Origin of the sequence: Pseudomonas sp. NPDC099000 (genome assembly GCF_044759925.1) — a bacterium.
In the GTDB taxonomy this organism is placed as follows: domain Bacteria; phylum Pseudomonadota; class Gammaproteobacteria; order Pseudomonadales; family Pseudomonadaceae; genus Aquipseudomonas.
In genome coordinates this window covers 59,780-76,973 of sequence record NZ_JBIWAF010000012.1, presented here as the reverse complement: position 1 = coordinate 76,973, position 17,194 = coordinate 59,780, and the positions used below count along the sequence as shown (strand labels likewise).

Sequence of the window (17,194 nt, the reverse complement as noted above, 5' to 3'; positions counted from 1 at the left end):
CTCGAATAATGAACAGGATTTTCTCAACCCTCGGTATCTCGCTATGGATAGCGTTGCTGTCGCCGATGGTACAAGCGGCCAACCTCAAGACGCTGGATGTTGCGGCGCTGCCGGGTGACCGTGTCGAGTTGAAGTTGTCTTTCGATGGCCCGCCCCCGCAGCCCCACGGTTACACGACCGAGTCGCCCGCACGCATTGCGCTGGATTTGCCCGGCGTTGTCAGTCAGCTCAAAAGCAAAAATCGTGAACTGGGCGGCGGCAATGTCCGTAGCGCCACAGTGGTGGAAGCCAAGGACCGTACGCGGCTTATCATCAATCTGACCCAGTTGACCCCATACAGCGCACGGGTAGAGGGCAACAACCTGATCGTGGTGGTCGGGCAAGGCGCCAACAACAAAACGCCCCGACCGACTACCAGCGCACCCCGCGCCGCGATGGCAACGCCCGCCCCGACGAAAGCCTATGCGCCCGTCGGCAAGGCCATCCGCGGTGTGGATTTCCAGCGCGGTACGCAGGGTGAAGGCAACGTGGTGATTGATCTGTCGGATCCGTCCATCGCCCCGGACATTCAGGAGCGCGACGGCAAGATCATCCTCGGTTTCGCCAGAACCCAATTGCCAGAGCCGTTGCGCGTGCGTCTGGACGTCAAGGACTTCGCTACTCCGGTGCAGTTCGTCAACGCCAGCGCCACGGGCGATCGGGCCACGATCAGCATCGAGCCCAGCGGAGCATTCGATTATTCGACCTACCAGACCGACAACAAGCTGACGGTCAGCATCCGGCCGATGACCGTCGACGACCTGCAAAAGCGCAACGCCGAACGCTTTGCCTATACCGGTGAAAAACTCTCGCTGAATTTCCAGGACATCGATGTGCGCTCGGTGCTGCAACTGATCGCCGATTTCACCAACCTCAATCTGGTGGCCAGCGACACGGTGCAGGGCGGCATCACCTTGCGTTTGCAGAACGTGCCGTGGGACCAGGCGCTGGACCTAGTGCTGAAAACCAAAGGCCTGGACAAGCGCAAGATAGGCAACGTCCTGCTGGTGGCGCCGGCCGATGAAATCGCTGCGCGTGAACGTCAGGAACTGGAATCGCAAAAGCAGATCTCCGAACTCGCGCCCCTGCGTCGTGAGTTGTTGCAGGTCAACTACGCCAAGGCTGCGGACATCGCCAAGCTGTTCACGTCGGTGACCAGTGCCGAAGCGAAGATCGACGAACGGGGTTCGATCACGGTAGATGAGCGCACCAACAACATCATTGCCTACCAGACCCAGGACCGGCTGGACGAACTTCGTCGCATCGTCGCGCAACTGGATATCCCGGTGCGTCAGGTGATGATCGAGGCACGAATCGTCGAAGCCAACGTCGACTACGACAAAAGCCTCGGCGTGCGCTGGGGTGGTTCGGTGCAGAACAAGGGCAACTGGAACACCTCCGGGGTCAGTAATGGTTCGTCGACCACCATTGGTACGCCGGGCAGCACCAGCACCAACTCGCCGTTTGTCGACCTGGGCGCTGCGGGCAATACCTCGGGGATCGGCATCGCCTTCATCACCGATAACGTGCTGCTGGACCTGGAGCTGACCGCGATGGAGAAGACCGGTAACGGCGAAATTGTCTCGCAACCGAAGGTGGTCACGTCCGACAAGGAGACCGCGAAAATCCTCAAGGGCACCGAGATTCCCTATCAGGAGGCCAGCTCCAGCGGTGCCACGTCGGTGTCGTTCAAGGAGGCGTCGCTGTCCCTTGAGGTCACGCCGCAGATCACCCCGGACAACCGGATCATCATGGAGGTCAAGGTCACCAAGGATGAGCCGGACTACCTGAACAAGGTCCAGGATGTGCCGCCGATCAAGAAAAACGAGGTCAATGCCAAGGTCCTGGTCAATGATGGCGAGACCATCGTGATTGGCGGGGTTTTCTCAAATACTCAGAGCAAGGTTGTAGATAAGGTGCCATTTCTCGGTGATGTGCCGTATCTTGGCCGCCTTTTCCGGCGTGACGTGGTTTCGGAGAAAAAATCCGAGCTGCTGGTATTTCTCACTCCGCGTATCATGAATAACCAGGCGATTGCTGTGAGTCATTGATTCTGTGCGAAATTTGATTCTTGTTGGACCGATGGGTGCTGGAAAAAGCACCATCGGCCGGTTGCTGGCCAAAGAACTGCGCCTGCCGTTCAAAGATTCCGATAAGGAAATTGAATTGCGCACGGGCGCCAATATCCCGTGGATTTTCGATAAAGAAGGCGAACCGGGCTTTCGTGACCGCGAGCAGGCGATGATTGCCGAGCTGTGCGGCTGCGATGGCGTGGTGTTGGCGACCGGTGGCGGCGCGGTGATGCGCGAAGCCAATCGTCGGGCGTTGCACGCCGGTGGTCGGGTGGTCTATCTGCATGCCTCAGTCGAGCAGCAGGTCGGCCGCACCTCCCGCGATCGCAATCGGCCCTTGTTGCGCACAGCCGATCCGGCCAAGACCCTGCGGGATCTGCTGGCGATCCGCGATCCGTTGTATCGGGAAATCGCCGACCTGGTGGTTGAAACCGATGAGCGGCCGCCGCGAATGGTCGTCCTCGATATTCTCGAACGCTTGCAGCAGCTACCCCCCCGTTAATGCGTAGCGCGAAATGCGCTATCCTCGGCGTCCTGTCACGACCGCTCAAGGTTGTGGCGGATGGCTACCGAACGGCGTCACACCAGCAGACGCCGTGGACATTCGTTAACTCAAGGCAGGACGCCTGATTCCATCTTCACTGTGGGGACACATGCAGACACTCAAGGTCGATCTAGGCGAGCGCAGCTACCCGATTCACATTGGCGAAGGTTTGTTGGATCAGCCTGAGCTGCTGGCCCCGCACATCCGCGGACGGCAAGTGGCGATCATCTCCAACGAGACCGTTGCGCCGCTCTATCTCGAGCGTCTGACCCGCAGCCTCGCGCAATTCTCGGTGATTTCCGTGGTGCTGCCCGATGGCGAAGCCTTCAAGACCTGGGAAACCCTGCAACTGATTTTCGACGGCCTGCTGACCGCACGCCACGACCGCCGCACCACAGTGATCGCCCTCGGTGGCGGTGTAATTGGTGACATGGCTGGTTTCGCCGCTGCCTGCTATCAGCGCGGTGTTGATTTCATTCAGGTCCCGACCACGTTGCTGTCGCAAGTCGACTCCTCGGTGGGCGGCAAGACCGGGATCAACCATCCGCTGGGCAAGAACATGGTCGGCGCCTTCTATCAGCCGAACGTCGTGCTGATCGATACCGCGACCCTCAATACCTTGCCGGCCCGCGAACTCTCTGCGGGGCTGGCGGAAGTCATCAAGTACGGGCTGATCTGCGACGAGCCGTTCCTGACCTGGCTCGAAGAAAACGTCGATCGCCTGCGCGCCCTGGACCAGGTCGCCCTGACCTACGCCATCGAGCGTTCCTGTGCAGCCAAGGCCGAGGTCGTCGGTGCCGACGAGAAGGAGACCGGTGTTCGTGCCACGTTGAACCTGGGTCACACCTTCGGCCACGCTATCGAAACCCATATGGGCTATGGTGTCTGGCTTCATGGTGAAGCCGTCGCGGCTGGCACCGTAATGGCTTTGGAAATGTCCGCGCGACTGGGCTGGATCAGCGAGCAAGAGCGCGATCGCGGCATTCGCCTGTTTCAGCGTGCCGGCCTGCCGGTCATCCCGCCGGAAGAGATGACCGAAGCCGATTTTCTCGAACACATGGCAATTGACAAGAAAGTGATCGACGGTCGTTTACGCCTGGTGCTGCTGCGCCACATGGGCGAAGCGGTGGTGACCGACGATTATCCGAAAGAAGTTTTACAGGCCACGCTGGGAGCGGATTACCGCGCCCTGGCTCAGCTTAAAGGTTAATAAGATCCCGATGACTAGTTTGCATGCCGACGAGGCTTTCCTCGGCCATTACCAGTTGAGTCATGACCCTTTTGCTCCACGGGTGCCTGGCTTCAAATTCTTCCCGGCCCAGCGCAAACCGGTGCTGGGGCAACTGCATCATCTGGCCCGCTACAGCCAGTTGCTGCTGGTGGTCACCGGCCCGCAAGGCAGTGGCAAGACCCTGTTGCGCCAGGCCCTGGTGGCCAGCACCAACAAGCAATCGGTGCAGAGCGTGGTGGTGTCCGCCCGTGGCGCTGGCGATGCGGCCGGCGTGCTGCGTCAGGTGGCCCAGGCGCTGAACGTTGCCCAGGCAGAGGTCAACGCGATTCTGGCACAGGTCGTGCAACTTGCGCTGACCGGGCAGGAAGTCTATTTGCTGGTGGATGATGCCGAGCAGCTCGATGAATCCGCGCTGGAGGCCCTGCTGGCCCTGGCCGCTGGCGCGCCGGAAGGCCGCCCGCATGTGTTCCTGTTCGGTGAGTCGTCGCTGATTGCGCAACTGGATGCGCTGAGCCTCGAGGAAGAGCGCTTCCACGTCATCGAGTTGCAGCCTTACACCGAAGAAGAAACCCGTGAATATCTGGACCAGCGGCTCGAAGGCGCTGGTCGGGGTATCGAACTTTTCACCGCAGATCAGATCTCTGATATTCACGAAAGCTCCGACGGCTGGCCTGGCACCATCAACCAGGTTGCCCGCGATGCAATGATCGAAGCCATGATTGCCAGCCGCTCAGCGGTCAAGCGTCCAAGTATGGGGTTTAACATGCCGAAGAAACACGTATTGGCGATTTCCGCCGTCGTCGTGGTCGCGGTAGCCGCCGCCTGGTTGATGCCGGGTCGCAGCAAAGCACCGACCACCGGCGCGCCTGCCAACGAACAGGCGCAACTGCCGCTCGGCCAGGGCGCGCCACAACCCAACAGTGGCGGTGCTCCTGCCGTCGAATTCGCCGGTAATTCGCAACCGATGCCATTGCCGCTGGTCGGCAACTCGCAACCGGTCATGCGCGGACCGCTGGCCGAAGCCGCCGGTGGCATCACCGAAGGCGACGACGGCGTGCCGGTCGAAGGTTCCAGCGCTACACCGCCAACTGTGACCACCACCGCGCCACCGGCGGGCATCCAGCCTGGTCCTGCACCGACGCCTGCGCCGATGCCTGCGGCCAAACCGGCTCCAGCGCCAACTCAGGTGGCAACCGCCAAGCCAGTCCCGACTGCGCCTGCCGTGAAGCCGGCCCCAGCGCCAGCCAAGCCAGCCGTCGTGGCCACCGCCAAGCCTGTCGAGAAGCCAGCTGCCGCTCCTGCGAAAGGCGCCGGCGGCACCTGGTACGCCGGGCAGCCTACCAGCAACTACGTGGTGCAGATCCTCGGCACCAGCTCCGAAGCGACCGCGCAAAACTTCGTGAAAGAGCAGGGCGGCGAGTACCGTTATTTCAAGAAAGTGCTCAACGGCAAGCCGCTTTACGTCATCACCTACGGCAACTTCGCCAACCGCGATGCAGCCCTGACCGCCATCAAGGCCTTGCCAGCGAAGGTTCAGGCTGGTAAACCTTGGCCTCGCACTGTCGCCAGCGTCCAACAGGAACTGGCAACAACTCGCTGAAGATTCGGCGGCCTTACCCAGGCCGCCTCTCCAAGCACCTCAAAATTTCTGCAAGCGCATGCCGTCTCTCAAGACCGCGTGCCTTGTGGTGTCTGCGTTACAGTAGTCTTTGAGTCGTTGCGGTCAAAATTAAAAAAGTTTTGACTAGCACAGCAGATCGCTTTAAACCTTTCACAAATGCGACATAGATTTGCGACAGTTCGTCGTCAAATTTGTGAGCCTCTGTGTCGCTGTGTACAATGACCACCCTTTTGCCCCCGCTAAGCCGGCGAACGTTCGGCGCGGATCGCAAGTGGTTGAATTGAAAAGAAATTTGCCTCGAAAAGAGGCAGCCTGGTGAGAAAGTGTCTATGAAAGCAGGTCTGTACCAACCAGATGAATTCAAGGATAACTGCGGTTTCGGCCTGATAGCCCATATGCAGGGCGAGCCCAGTCATACCCTTTTGCAAACGGCCATTGAGGCCCTGACCTGCATGACCCACCGCGGTGGGATCAACGCCGACGGCAAGACCGGTGACGGTTGCGGCTTGCTGATTCAAAAGCCGGACGTGTACCTGCGAGCCATCGCCCAGGAAACCTTCGGCGTCGACCTGCCCAAGCAATACGCCGTGGGCATGGTCTTCTTCAACCAGGACCCGGTCAAAGCCGAAGCCGCTCGCGAGAACATGAACCGCGAGATCCTCGCTGCCGGCCTGCAACTCGTCGGCTGGCGCAAAGTGCCAATCGACACCAGCGTCCTCGGCCGTCTGGCCCTGGAGCGCCTGCCGCAGATCGAACAGGTGTACATCGGCGGTGAAGGCCTGAGCGATCAGGACATGGCGATCAAGCTGTTTACCTCCCGTCGTCGCTCGTCCGTGGCCAACGCCGCCGACACCGATCACTACATCTGCAGCTTTTCGCACAAGACCATCATCTATAAAGGCCTGATGATGCCGGCGGACTTGACCGCCTTCTATCCAGACCTCAGCGATCAGCGCCTGCAAACTTCGATTTGCGTGTTCCACCAGCGCTTCTCCACCAACACCCTGCCGAAATGGCCGCTGGCTCAACCGTTCCGCTTCCTGGCGCACAACGGCGAGATCAACACCATCACCGGCAACCGCAACTGGGCCGTGGCCCGTCGCACCAAGTTCACCAACGATTTGATGGACCTTGAAGAACTCGGCCCGCTGGTCAACCGCGTCGGTTCCGACTCCTCCAGCATGGACAACATGCTCGAGCTGATGGTCACCGGTGGCATCGACCTGTTCCGTGGCGTGCGGATGATCATTCCGCCTGCGTGGCAGAACGTCGAAACCATGGACCCGGATCTGCGGGCGTTCTACGAATACAACTCGATGCACATGGAACCGTGGGACGGCCCGGCCGGCGTGGTAATGACCGATGGTCGTTACGCGGTGTGCCTGCTCGACCGTAACGGTCTGCGTCCGGCGCGTTGGGTCACCACCACGAACGGTTTCATCACCCTGGCCTCGGAAATCGGCGTCTGGAACTACCAGCCTGAAGACGTGATCGCCAAGGGGCGTGTGGGCCCGGGTCAGATCTTTGCCGTGGACACCGAAACCGGTCAGATCCTCGACACCGACGCCATCGACAACCGCTTGAAGTCCCGTCATCCGTACAAGCAATGGCTGCGCAAGAATGCCCTGCGCATCCAGGCGACCATGGAAGACAACGACCACGGTTCGGCTTTCTATGACGTAGACCAGCTCAAGCAGTACATGAAAATGTACCAGGTCACGTTCGAAGAACGTGATCAGGTGCTGCGTCCGCTCGGCGAGCAAGGCTACGAAGCCGTCGGCTCCATGGGCGACGATACGCCGATGGCCGTGCTGTCCCAGCGCGTGCGCACGCCGTATGACTATTTCCGCCAGCAGTTCGCGCAGGTCACCAACCCGCCGATCGACCCGCTGCGTGAAGCCATCGTCATGTCGCTGGAGATCTGCCTCGGTGCCGAGCGCAACATCTTCCAGGAGTCGCCGGAACACGCCTCGCGCGTGATCCTCAGCTCGCCGGTCATTTCTCCGGCCAAGTGGCGTTCGCTGATGAACCTCGATCGTCCGGGCTTCGAGCGCGCGATCATCGACCTCAACTACGACGAAAGCGTCGGCCTCGAAGCGGCCATCCGCAACGTCGCCGATCAGGCTGAAGAAGCCGTGCGCTCTGGCCGCACCCAGGTCGTACTGAGTGACCGTCACATTGCCCCGGGCAAGTTGCCGATCCACGCTTCCCTGGCCACCGGCGCGGTGCACCACCGCTTGACCGAAAAAGGCCTGCGTTGCGACTCCAACATCCTCGTGGAAACCGCCACCGCTCGCGACCCGCACCACTTCGCGGTGTTGATCGGTTTCGGCGCCTCGGCGGTCTATCCGTTCCTGGCGTACGAAGTGCTGGGCGACCTGATCCGTACCGGTGAAGTCCTGGGCGACCTCTATGAGGTGTTCAAGAACTACCGCAAAGGCATCACCAAAGGCCTGTTGAAGATCCTGTCGAAGATGGGCATCTCGACCATCACGTCGTATCGCGGTGCGCAGCTGTTCGAAGCCATCGGCCTGTCTGAAGAAGTCTGCGAGCTGAGCTTCCGTGGCGTGCCGAGCCGCATCAAAGGTGCGCGTTTCGTCGACATCGAAGCCGAACAGAAAGCCCTGGCCGCCGAAGCCTGGAGCCCGCGCAAGCCGATCCAGCAGGGCGGTCTGCTGAAGTTCGTCCACGGTGGCGAATATCACGCGTACAACCCGGACGTGGTCAACACCCTGCAAGCCGCTGTGCAGCAGGGCGACTACAGCAAGTTCAAGGAGTACACGGCGCTGGTGGACAACCGCCCGGTGTCGATGATCCGCGATCTGTTCAAGGTCAAAACCCTGGACACGCCGCTGGACCTCAGCGAGATCGAACCGCTGGAATCGGTGCTCAAGCGCTTCGACTCCGCGGGCATCTCCCTTGGTGCGTTGTCGCCGGAAGCTCACGAAGCCCTGGCCGAAGCCATGAACCGCCTCGGTGCGCGTTCCAACTCCGGCGAAGGCGGTGAAGACCCGGCGCGCTACGGCACCATCAAGAGCTCGAAAATCAAGCAAGTCGCGACGGGCCGTTTCGGTGTGACCCCGGAATACCTGGTCAACGCTGAAGTGCTGCAGATCAAGGTCGCTCAGGGCGCGAAGCCCGGCGAAGGTGGTCAGCTGCCAGGCGGCAAGGTCAACGGTCTGATCGCCAAGCTGCGTTACGCAGTACCGGGCGTGACCCTGATTTCGCCGCCGCCGCACCACGACATCTATTCGATCGAAGACTTGTCGCAGCTGATTTTCGACCTGAAACAAGTCAACCCGAAGGCTTTGGTCTCGGTGAAGCTGGTTGCTGAAGCAGGCGTCGGCACCATCGCCGCCGGTGTGGCCAAGGCCTATGCGGACTTGATCACCATTTCGGGCTACGACGGCGGTACCGGTGCATCGCCGCTGACCTCGATCAAATACGCGGGCGCGCCTTGGGAACTCGGCCTGGCCGAAACCCACCAGACCCTGCGTGGCAACGACCTGCGCGGCAAAGTCCGGGTGCAGACCGACGGCGGCCTGAAAACCGGCCTCGACGTGATCAAGGCCGCGATCCTCGGCGCCGAAAGCTTCGGTTTCGGCACCGCGCCAATGATCGCCCTGGGCTGCAAATACTTGCGTATCTGCCACCTGAACAACTGCGCCACCGGCGTCGCAACTCAGAACGAGAAGCTGCGCAAGGATCACTACATCGGTACCGTCGACATGGTGGTGAATTTCTTCACCTACGTCGCCGAAGAAACCCGTGAGTGGCTGGCCAAGCTGGGCGTGCGCTCCCTCGAAGAGCTGATCGGTCGTACCGATCTGCTGGAAATCCTCGAAGGCCAGACCGCCAAGCAGAATCACCTGGACCTGACCCCGTTGCTCGGCAGCGATCACATTCCGGCAGACAAGCCTCAGTTCTGCCAGGTCGACCGCAACCCGCCATTCGACAAGGGCCTGCTGGCCGAGAAAATGGTCGACATGGCCACCTCTGCCATCAACGACATGAGCGGCGCCGATTTCGCCCTGGACATCTGCAACTGCGACCGTTCGATCGGCGCGCGGGTCTCCGGTGAAATCGCTCGTAAACACGGCAACCAAGGCATGGCGAATGCACCGATCACCTTCCGCTTCAAAGGGACGGCCGGTCAGAGCTTCGGTGTGTGGAACGCTGGCGGCCTGAACATGTACCTGGAAGGCGACGCCAACGACTACGTCGGCAAAGGCATGACCGGTGGGAAACTGGTCATCGTTCCGCCGAAGGGCAGCGTCTACAAGACGCAGGACAGTGCCATCATCGGCAACACCTGCCTGTACGGCGCCACCGGCGGCAAGTTGTTCGCCGCCGGTACCGCGGGCGAGCGTTTCGCGGTGCGTAACTCCGGTGCTCACACCGTGGTGGAAGGCACGGGCGATCACTGCTGCGAATACATGACCGGTGGTTTCGTCTGCGTCCTGGGCAAGACCGGTTACAACTTCGGCTCAGGCATGACCGGCGGTTTCGCCTACGTGCTCGACCAGGACAACAGCTTCGTTGACCGGGTCAACCACGAACTGGTGGAAATCCAGCGGATCAGCGGTGAGGCGATGGAAGCCTATCGCAGCCACCTGCAACGCGTGCTGAACGAATACGTCGAGGAAACCGACAGCGAGTGGGGTCGTAACCTCGCTGAAAACCTCGATGACTATCTGCGTCGTTTCTGGCTGGTCAAGCCCAAGGCTGCCAACTTGAAATCGTTGCTTTCCAGCACCCGTGCCAACCCGCAGTGATATGCGCCTGAAGAGTTTGATGAGGTTTTAACAATGGCTGAACGTCTGAATAACGACTTCCAGTTCATCGACGTCGGGCGCAAAGATCCGAAGAAGAAACTGTTGCGTCAACGCAAGAAAGAGTTCGTGGAGATCTACGAACCCTTCAAACCCCAGCATTCGGCCGATCAGGCCCACCGCTGCCTGGGTTGCGGTAACCCGTATTGCGAATGGAAGTGCCCGGTGCACAACTTCATTCCGAACTGGCTGAAGCTGGTGGCCGAGGGCAACATTCTTCAGGCCGCCGAGCTGTCGCACCAGACCAACACCCTGCCGGAAGTGTGCGGCCGGGTTTGTCCTCAGGATCGTCTGTGCGAGGGTGCCTGCACCCTCAACGACGGCTTCGGCGCGGTGACCATCGGTTCAGTCGAGAAGTACATCACCGACACGGCGTTCGCCATGGGCTGGCGCCCGGACATGTCCAAGGTCATACCGACCGGTAAACGTGTTGCGGTGATCGGCGCAGGCCCGGCAGGCTTGGGATGTGCCGACGTGCTGGTACGCGGCGGCGTGACCCCGGTGGTGTTCGACAAGAACCCGGAAATCGGCGGTCTGCTGACCTTCGGCATCCCGGAGTTCAAGCTGGAAAAGACCGTGCTGAGCAATCGTCGCGAAGTCTTCACCGGCATGGGCATCGAGTTTCGTCTGAACACCGAAGTGGGCAAGGACGTGACCGTCGAGCAACTGCTCGAAGAATACGATGCCGTGTTCATGGGCATGGGCACCTACACCTACATGAAGGGCGGCTTTGCCGGTGAAGATCTGCCGGGCGTGCATGACGCGCTCGACTTCCTGATTGCCAACGTCAACCGCAACCTGGGCTTTGAAAAGTCGCCGGAAGATTTCGTCGACATGAAAGGCAAGAAGGTCGTGGTGCTGGGCGGCGGCGACACGGCGATGGACTGCAACCGGACTTCGATCCGCCAGGGCGCCAAGTCGGTGACCTGCGCTTATCGTCGAGACGAAGCGAACATGCCGGGCTCGCGCAAAGAGGTGAAGAACGCCAAGGAAGAAGGCGTGAAATTCCTCTACAACCGCCAGCCGATTGCCATTGTCGGTGAAGACAAGGTCGAAGGCGTGAAGGTGGTCGAGACCCGTCTCGGCGAACCGGACGCCCGTGGCCGTCGCAGCCCCGAGCCGATCCCGGGCTCCGAAGAGATCATCCCGGCCGACGCCGTGGTCATCGCCTTCGGTTTCCGTCCAAGCCCGGCGCCGTGGTTCGAGCAGTTCAGCATCCAGACCGACAGCCAGGGCCGCGTTGTGGCGCCGGAACAAGGTCAGTACAAACACCAGACCAGCAACCCGAAAATCTTCGCCGGTGGCGACATGGTTCGCGGTTCTGACCTGGTGGTGACGGCGATCTTCGAAGGGCGTAATGCCGCTGAAGGGATCCTGGATTACCTGGGCGTGTAAATCTGCTTGATCGACGTCGCTCCATTCGCGGGCAAGCCTCGCTCCTACAGGGATCGCGTAAACCCTGTAGGAGCGAGGCTTGCCCGCGAAAGGGCCGGTCGCATCAACGTAGATCGAGCATGTGCAAACCGCGACAAATTGACCCGATAGACAAAAGGCACGGCTCTTGCCGTGCCTTTTGCGTCGCGCTCTGAGAAAATGCCCGCACTTTTTTTCCGGATGCCGACATGACTGCCCTGAAGAACGACCGTTTCCTTCGCGCCCTGCTCAAGCAACCCGTAGACGTCACGCCGGTATGGATGATGCGTCAGGCCGGTCGCTACCTGCCGGAATACCGCGCCAGCCGTGCCAAGGCCGGTGACTTCATGAGCCTGTGCATGAACCCGGAGTTCGCTTGCGAAGTCACGATGCAACCGCTCGACCGCTATCCACAACTGGACGCGGCGATCCTGTTCTCCGACATCCTCACCATCCCGGACGCCATGGGCCAGGGCCTGTACTTCGAAACCGGTGAAGGCCCGCGCTTCAAGAAAGTCGTCAGCACCCTGGCTGACATCGAAGCCCTGCCGATTCCTGATCCGCACAAAGACCTCGGCTACGTCATGGACGCGGTCAGCACCATTCGCCGCGAACTGAACGGTCGCGTGCCGCTGATCGGCTTCTCCGGCAGCCCATGGACCCTGGCCACCTACATGGTCGAAGGCGGTTCTTCGAAAGACTTCCGCAAGACCAAGGCGATGCTCTACGACAACCCGCAAGCCATGCACCTGCTGCTGGACAAGCTCGCGCAGTCGGTCACCAGCTACCTCAACGGCCAGATCATGGCCGGTGCGCAAGCGGTGCAGATCTTCGACACCTGGGGCGGCAACCTCTCGGCGGCGGCGTATCAGGAATTCTCCCTGGCCTACATGCGCAAAATCGTCAGCGGCCTGATCCGCGAACACGAAGGCCGAAAAGTGCCGGTCATCCTGTTCACCAAGAACGGCGGCCTGTGGCTGGAAAGCATCGCCGACGCTGGCGCTGATGCTTTGGGCCTGGACTGGACCTGCGACATCGGCAATGCCCGTGATCGCGTCGGCAGCAAAGTCGCGCTGCAAGGCAACATGGACCCAACCGTGCTCTACGCCAAGCCAGAAGCCATCCGCACTGAAGTCGGCCGCATCCTCGCCAGCTACGGCAAGGGCAGCGGCCACGTGTTCAACCTCGGCCATGGCATCACGCCGGAAGTCGACCCGGAACATGCTGGCGCCTTCCTGCGTGCGGTGCATGAGCTGTCGGCGCAGTATCACGAGTGATCGTCGCCCAATAAAAAACGCCCGGCTTATGCCGGGCGTTTTTGTGTGAGGTATCAGGTTGTACTTGATCACTGTGGGAGCGGGCTTGCCCGCGATGGCGTCATCACATACAACACCTGTGCTGGATCAACTGTTGCTATCGCGGGCAAGCCCGCTCCCACAGGTTTTTGCATCAGGCCCTTACATCGCCTAATGGCGGCAACTTCGCCAGCTTCAACGCCACCAACAGCGCAATCACCAGCAACCCGCCAATGAACAACCCGATCCCGTTCCACCCGCCCAAGTGCCAGAACACCCCGCCCGCCGTTCCCGCAATACTCGACCCGGCGTAATAGCTGAACAGGTACAGCGACGAAGCCTGCCCCTTCGCCTTGATCGCACGACGCCCAATCCAGCTACTCGCCACAGAATGAGCGCCGAAGAAGCCGAAGGTGAAGATCAGCATCCCGATGATCACCACCGGCAGCGGCGTCAACATGGTCAGTGCAAGGCCTGCGAGCATCAGCGCGATCGTCGCCCATAGCACTTTGCGACGGCCGAGTTGGTCGGCCAAGGCGCCGATTTTCGCCGAGCTGTAGATACCCGACAGGTACACCACCGACAGCAGACCGACAAAGACCTGGTCCATGTGGTACGGCTCGGCCAGCAAGCGATAGCCGATGTAGTTGAACAGGGTGACAAACGCGCCCATCAGCACAAACGCTTCAAGGAACAGCAGCGGCAAACCGGCGTCGCGAAAGTGCATGGTGAAGCCATCAACCAGACTGCGCGGGTGCAGCGAGCGGGCGCGGAAGTTGCGTGATTCGGGGAGGATTTTCCAGAACACCGTCGCCGCGATCAGCGCCAGACCGCCGATCACCAGCATTGCCGTGTGCCAGCTGACGAAGTCGATCAGCACGCCGGTGATCAAGCGGCCGCTCATCCCGCCAATCGCGTTGCCGCCGATGTACAAGCCCATCGCCAAGCCGATGTGCTGCGGGTGAATCTCTTCGCTCAGGTACGTCATGGCGACCGCCGCCAGGCCGCTCAACGACAACCCGATCAACGCACGCATCACCAGCACGCCTTGCCAGCTCGGCATCATCGCGCTGGCCATGGTGCACAGCGCGGCGGCGAACAAGGCCGCCACCATCACCGGTTTGCGTCCGACCCGGTCGGAAATCGGGCCGGTGATCAGCAACCCGATGGCGAGCATGCCGGTGGCCACTGACAGGATCAGGCTGCTCTGCGCCGCATTGATCGAGTACTCGTGGGACAGCAGCGGCATCATCGGCTGCACGCAGTAGAGCAAAGCGAAAGTCGCAAAGCCGCCGGAGAACAGCGCCAGCACCGTGCGCATGAACATCGGCGTGCCTTTCTCGATGTAGATCTCTTTCAATTCGGCGACAACATCGTCCACCGCGGCGGGCGGAACTTCATGGGCAAGGGGGGCGACAGCAGTTTTCACTTCGGACCTCGGAGGGCGCAGCCGGTCAGGCAATGAAAAAAGCATATAGCTGCCTAATGATTCAATCCAATATATTGTTCGACCTGTTTGATAGGTTTTACGACCTAATGGAGTTTTCATGGAATTGCGTCACCTGCGCTACTTCATCGCTGTCGCCGAGGAGCTGCACTTCGGCCGCGCCGCCCAAGTGCTGGGCATCTCGCAACCACCCCTGAGCCAGCAGATTCAGGCGCTGGAACAAGAGGTGGGGGCGCGGCTGTTCGAGCGAACCAATCGTCGGGTCGAACTCAGCGAAGCCGGTCGCTTGTTTCTGGAAGAAGCGCGGCTGGTGCTGGCGCAGGTCGATAAAGCGGCTGATGTGGCACGGCGTGCGCAGCTGGGTGAGTTGGGCGAACTGAAAATTGGCTTCACCTCGTCGGCGCCCTTTAACTCGACCATCCCCCAGGCAATTTTCTCGTTTCGCCAGCGCTTCCCGGCCGTGCATTTGAACCTGCGGGAGATGAGCAGCACCCAAGTGGCCGACGCGCTGGTCGATGAGTCGATTGAAGTCGGCATCATGCGACCGCTGGGGTTGCCGGATTCCCTCAGCGTCGTAGAACTGATGCGTGAGCCGCTGGTGGCAGTGCTCAGCTCCAAGCATCCGCTGGTCAACGGCAGTGAAGAAGGCTTGTTCCTGTCGGCATTGGCCCTCGAACCGTTCGTATTTTTCCCACGCAGTTATGGCAGTGGTCTGTACGCACAGTTGCTCAGCCTGGCCCGCGATGCCGGTTTTAGCCCGCACTTCGCACAAGAGGCGGGCGAGGCGATGACCATTATCGGGTTGGTGGCGGCGGGCTTGGGCGTGTCGGTGTTGCCGGCGTCTTATCAGCGGATGCGTATCGACGGGGTAGTGTATCGGCCATTGCTCGATCCGGAAGCGGTGTCGGCGGTGTGGCTGGTGCAGCGCAAGGATCAGAAATCACCGATGGCCAAGGCGTTTGTGGAGTTGTTGACGAGGAAGGTTGAGCCGTTGAAGTCGTGACTGTTTTGCGATCATAGAATTACGGCTGATTGAAATTCCTGGTTGAGCAGGTGTGGCTCAAGAGCTACACTCGCTGCATGACCGAAATCCTTCGAAGCTCAACATTTTCCGGCTGGCTATTGAAGCTGGCCGACAGCCGCGCCAGGATGCGTATTCAGGTGCGAATCGATCGTATGGCCGATGGGCAATTCGGTGATGTGAAAGGCATCGGGGAAGGGTTGAGTGAAATCCGCATAGATTACGGCCCCGGTTATCGGGTCTACTTCATGCAGCAAGGTCGTCAGTTAGTCATCCTCCTTTGCGGAGGTGACAAAAGCAGCCAAACACGTGACATCAAACAAAGCCAGGCTCATTGCAAAATCCTGGCAGGAGCAAAACCCATGACCGAACAATTCACTCGCTGGGACTCTGCCGAGTACCTCAAGACCGAAGAGGACATGGCCAATTATCTTGACGCTAGCATGGAAGAGGCGGGAGATGATCCAGCATTTATCGCCAGAGCACTCGGGACTATCGCGCGTGCTCGGGGCATGACCCAGGTCGCACGGGATGCGGGGCTCTCTCGGGAAAGCCTTTACCGTGCACTTTCGGGTGAAGGCAATCCGGAGTTCGGTACCATTCTTAAAGTTATGAAGGCTTTAGGACTGAAGTTACACGCAAGTACATGAGTCAAAACAAAAAAAGACGACTAGTGGTGTCTTGAGCAATACTCCCCCCGTTCCCGAATGGGGCTTGTGAGACTCTGAGGATCCTGGGTAACCAGCCATCGCAGAGCCGGACAGGTACAGGGCGATGACAAGCCAACCTGTTTGTGAAGGGGCGCCGAAAGGCGCCCTTTGTCGTTCTGAAGTGGCCGCCTCAGTCAACCTGCACCAGATCCCCACGCAATGCCACCCCGGACACCACCGCCTTAAGTGCCTCCAGCCCGGGTCTCTCCCCGTCGTCACTGCACTGGTATTTCCCGGTGTCTTTACTCAGGTCGCGCTTGTTGATACCCGCAATATTGATCACGGCATTGGCACCGGCCTTTTTGGCTTTGCTCTGCAAGGTCGCCAAGGTCGATTGCAACGCCCAGTAGCAGGAATCCTCAGCGGATTTGTCTTCGTTGTCGTCGGCTCTTCGGCTGCTGCTCACCGCATTCAGCTTGCGCACCTGCGTCGGCAGCGCTTCTCCCGCCAGGTAGAACTTGACGCTGCCGTCCAGCAGGCCGACTTCGGTGGCGCGTTTCACGCCTTCCTGGAAGTCCTGGTAGGTGGGTTCATAGGCGCCTTGCGACGCGAAGACTTGATCAGCGTCCGGGTCGGAGGCCAGTTGCTTGACCACGTCGTCGCGCAGGTAGTTGATCCAGCGGTTGTAGGTGCCGTGGATCCTGCCGTCCTTGTAGTCCAGGCCGCGGCTGTCGCGGTAGTCCATTTCGAACGAGGTGGAGGTGTAGGGGATGTCGATTTCGGCGTGGTGCCGGTCGCGCACGGTGATGGCCGCTTTGATCATGCCAGGGCGCGCCGACTGCACGGTCCATCGGCGCTCGATCAGAGCGGTGACGATGGCGCGACTCATTCGGTCATCGCTCATGCCCTTGTCGCCGGGGAAGTTTTCCTTGGCGGTGTACACCGGGCTGGTGCAGCCACTCAGCGTAACGGCCAGGGTGAATACTGCGCCGATGCGCTGAAACCGAGTCATTCCCTTCACTCCAGACG

Annotated in this window: 11 protein-coding genes and 1 pseudogene; 10 read left to right on the top strand and 2 right to left on the bottom strand. The window is 60.4% G+C overall.

All coding sequences use genetic code 11. The annotated features are described in order from the left end of the window. The first annotated feature begins 8 nt into the window (after nt 1-8). The 7 genes from pilQ (at nt 9) to hemE (ending at nt 13,029) form a co-directional block, all read left to right on the top strand. Nucleotides 9-2,090: a type IV pilus secretin PilQ gene (gene pilQ / locus ACIQV9_RS16225; protein WP_403103242.1), complete on the top strand. Its 2,082-nt coding sequence runs from the start codon at nt 9-11 to the stop codon at nt 2,088-2,090. A gap of 4 nt (nt 2,091-2,094) precedes the next feature. Then, a complete protein-coding gene (aroK, locus tag ACIQV9_RS16220; protein ID WP_010464421.1) occupies nt 2,095-2,613 on the top strand; it encodes a shikimate kinase AroK in 519 nt (172 codons plus the stop codon). Nucleotides 2,614-2,764: 151 nt separating this feature from the next. Continuing rightward, nucleotides 2,765-3,865 carry a 3-dehydroquinate synthase gene (gene aroB / locus ACIQV9_RS16215; RefSeq protein ID WP_102593630.1) on the top strand — a complete coding sequence of 367 codons (1,101 nt, stop codon included), beginning with the start codon at nt 2,765-2,767 and terminating at the stop codon, nt 3,863-3,865. A 10-nt stretch (nt 3,866-3,875) separates the two neighbouring features. Then, on the top strand, nt 3,876-5,486 hold the full coding sequence (locus tag ACIQV9_RS16210; protein WP_403103237.1) for an AAA family ATPase: 1,611 nt from the start codon (nt 3,876-3,878) through the stop codon (nt 5,484-5,486). A 350-nt stretch (nt 5,487-5,836) separates the two neighbouring features. Then, nucleotides 5,837-10,282, top strand: a complete 4,446-nt coding sequence (gene gltB, locus ACIQV9_RS16205; protein ID WP_403103234.1) for a glutamate synthase large subunit — start codon at nt 5,837-5,839, stop codon at nt 10,280-10,282. 33 nt (nt 10,283-10,315) lie between these two features. Further along, nucleotides 10,316-11,734, top strand: coding sequence for an FAD-dependent oxidoreductase (locus ACIQV9_RS16200; RefSeq protein WP_403103231.1), 1,419 nt, complete (start codon nt 10,316-10,318; stop codon nt 11,732-11,734). Between the two features lie 227 nt (nt 11,735-11,961). Further along, a complete protein-coding gene (gene hemE, locus ACIQV9_RS16195) occupies nt 11,962-13,029 on the top strand; it encodes a uroporphyrinogen decarboxylase (protein ID WP_403103228.1) in 1,068 nt (355 codons plus the stop codon). A 172-nt stretch (nt 13,030-13,201) separates the two neighbouring features. Here hemE and ACIQV9_RS16190 read toward each other — a convergent pair whose 3' ends face one another. Then, nucleotides 13,202-14,476, bottom strand: coding sequence for an MFS transporter (locus ACIQV9_RS16190; RefSeq protein WP_403103225.1), 1,275 nt, complete (start codon nt 14,474-14,476; stop codon nt 13,202-13,204). Nucleotides 14,477-14,594: 118 nt separating this feature from the next. Between ACIQV9_RS16190 and ACIQV9_RS16185 the strand changes: the two genes are divergently transcribed. From ACIQV9_RS16185 to ACIQV9_RS16175, 3 genes and pseudogenes are all read left to right on the top strand, one after another. Further along, nucleotides 14,595-15,497: a LysR family transcriptional regulator gene (locus ACIQV9_RS16185; RefSeq protein WP_223488453.1), complete on the top strand. Its 903-nt coding sequence runs from the start codon at nt 14,595-14,597 to the stop codon at nt 15,495-15,497. 77 nt (nt 15,498-15,574) lie between these two features. Further along, nucleotides 15,575-15,881, top strand: a pseudogene (locus tag ACIQV9_RS16180) (type II toxin-antitoxin system RelE/ParE family toxin). Beyond that, nucleotides 15,878-16,165, top strand: a complete 288-nt coding sequence (locus ACIQV9_RS16175) for an addiction module antidote protein (RefSeq protein ID WP_131061443.1) — start codon at nt 15,878-15,880, stop codon at nt 16,163-16,165. The pseudogene ACIQV9_RS16180 and the gene ACIQV9_RS16175 overlap by 4 nt, the downstream one beginning before the upstream one ends. Before the next feature lie 190 nt (nt 16,166-16,355). Here ACIQV9_RS16175 and ACIQV9_RS16170 read toward each other — a convergent pair whose 3' ends face one another. After that, nucleotides 16,356-17,177: a hypothetical protein gene (locus ACIQV9_RS16170; protein WP_403103221.1), complete on the bottom strand. Its 822-nt coding sequence runs from the start codon at nt 17,175-17,177 to the stop codon at nt 16,356-16,358. Nucleotides 17,178-17,194 lie beyond the last annotated feature (17 nt).

Excerpts from the sequence above, each read along its gene's own strand:
- ACIQV9_RS16175 (WP_131061443.1), top strand. The coding sequence starts at position 15,878 with ATGACCGAACAATTCACTCGCTGGGACTCTGCCGAGTACCTCAAGACC.
- aroB (WP_102593630.1), top strand. The coding sequence starts at position 2,765 with ATGCAGACACTCAAGGTCGATCTAGGCGAGCGCAGCTACCCGATTCAC.
- pilQ (WP_403103242.1), top strand. The coding sequence starts at position 9 with ATGAACAGGATTTTCTCAACCCTCGGTATCTCGCTATGGATAGCGTTG.
- ACIQV9_RS16185 (WP_223488453.1), top strand. The coding sequence starts at position 14,595 with ATGGAATTGCGTCACCTGCGCTACTTCATCGCTGTCGCCGAGGAGCTG.
- hemE (WP_403103228.1), top strand. The coding sequence starts at position 11,962 with ATGACTGCCCTGAAGAACGACCGTTTCCTTCGCGCCCTGCTCAAGCAA.
- ACIQV9_RS16200 (WP_403103231.1), top strand. The coding sequence starts at position 10,316 with ATGGCTGAACGTCTGAATAACGACTTCCAGTTCATCGACGTCGGGCGC.
- ACIQV9_RS16210 (WP_403103237.1), top strand. The coding sequence starts at position 3,876 with ATGACTAGTTTGCATGCCGACGAGGCTTTCCTCGGCCATTACCAGTTG.
- ACIQV9_RS16170 (WP_403103221.1), bottom strand. The coding sequence starts at position 17,177 with ATGACTCGGTTTCAGCGCATCGGCGCAGTATTCACCCTGGCCGTTACG.
- gltB (WP_403103234.1), top strand. The coding sequence starts at position 5,837 with ATGAAAGCAGGTCTGTACCAACCAGATGAATTCAAGGATAACTGCGGT.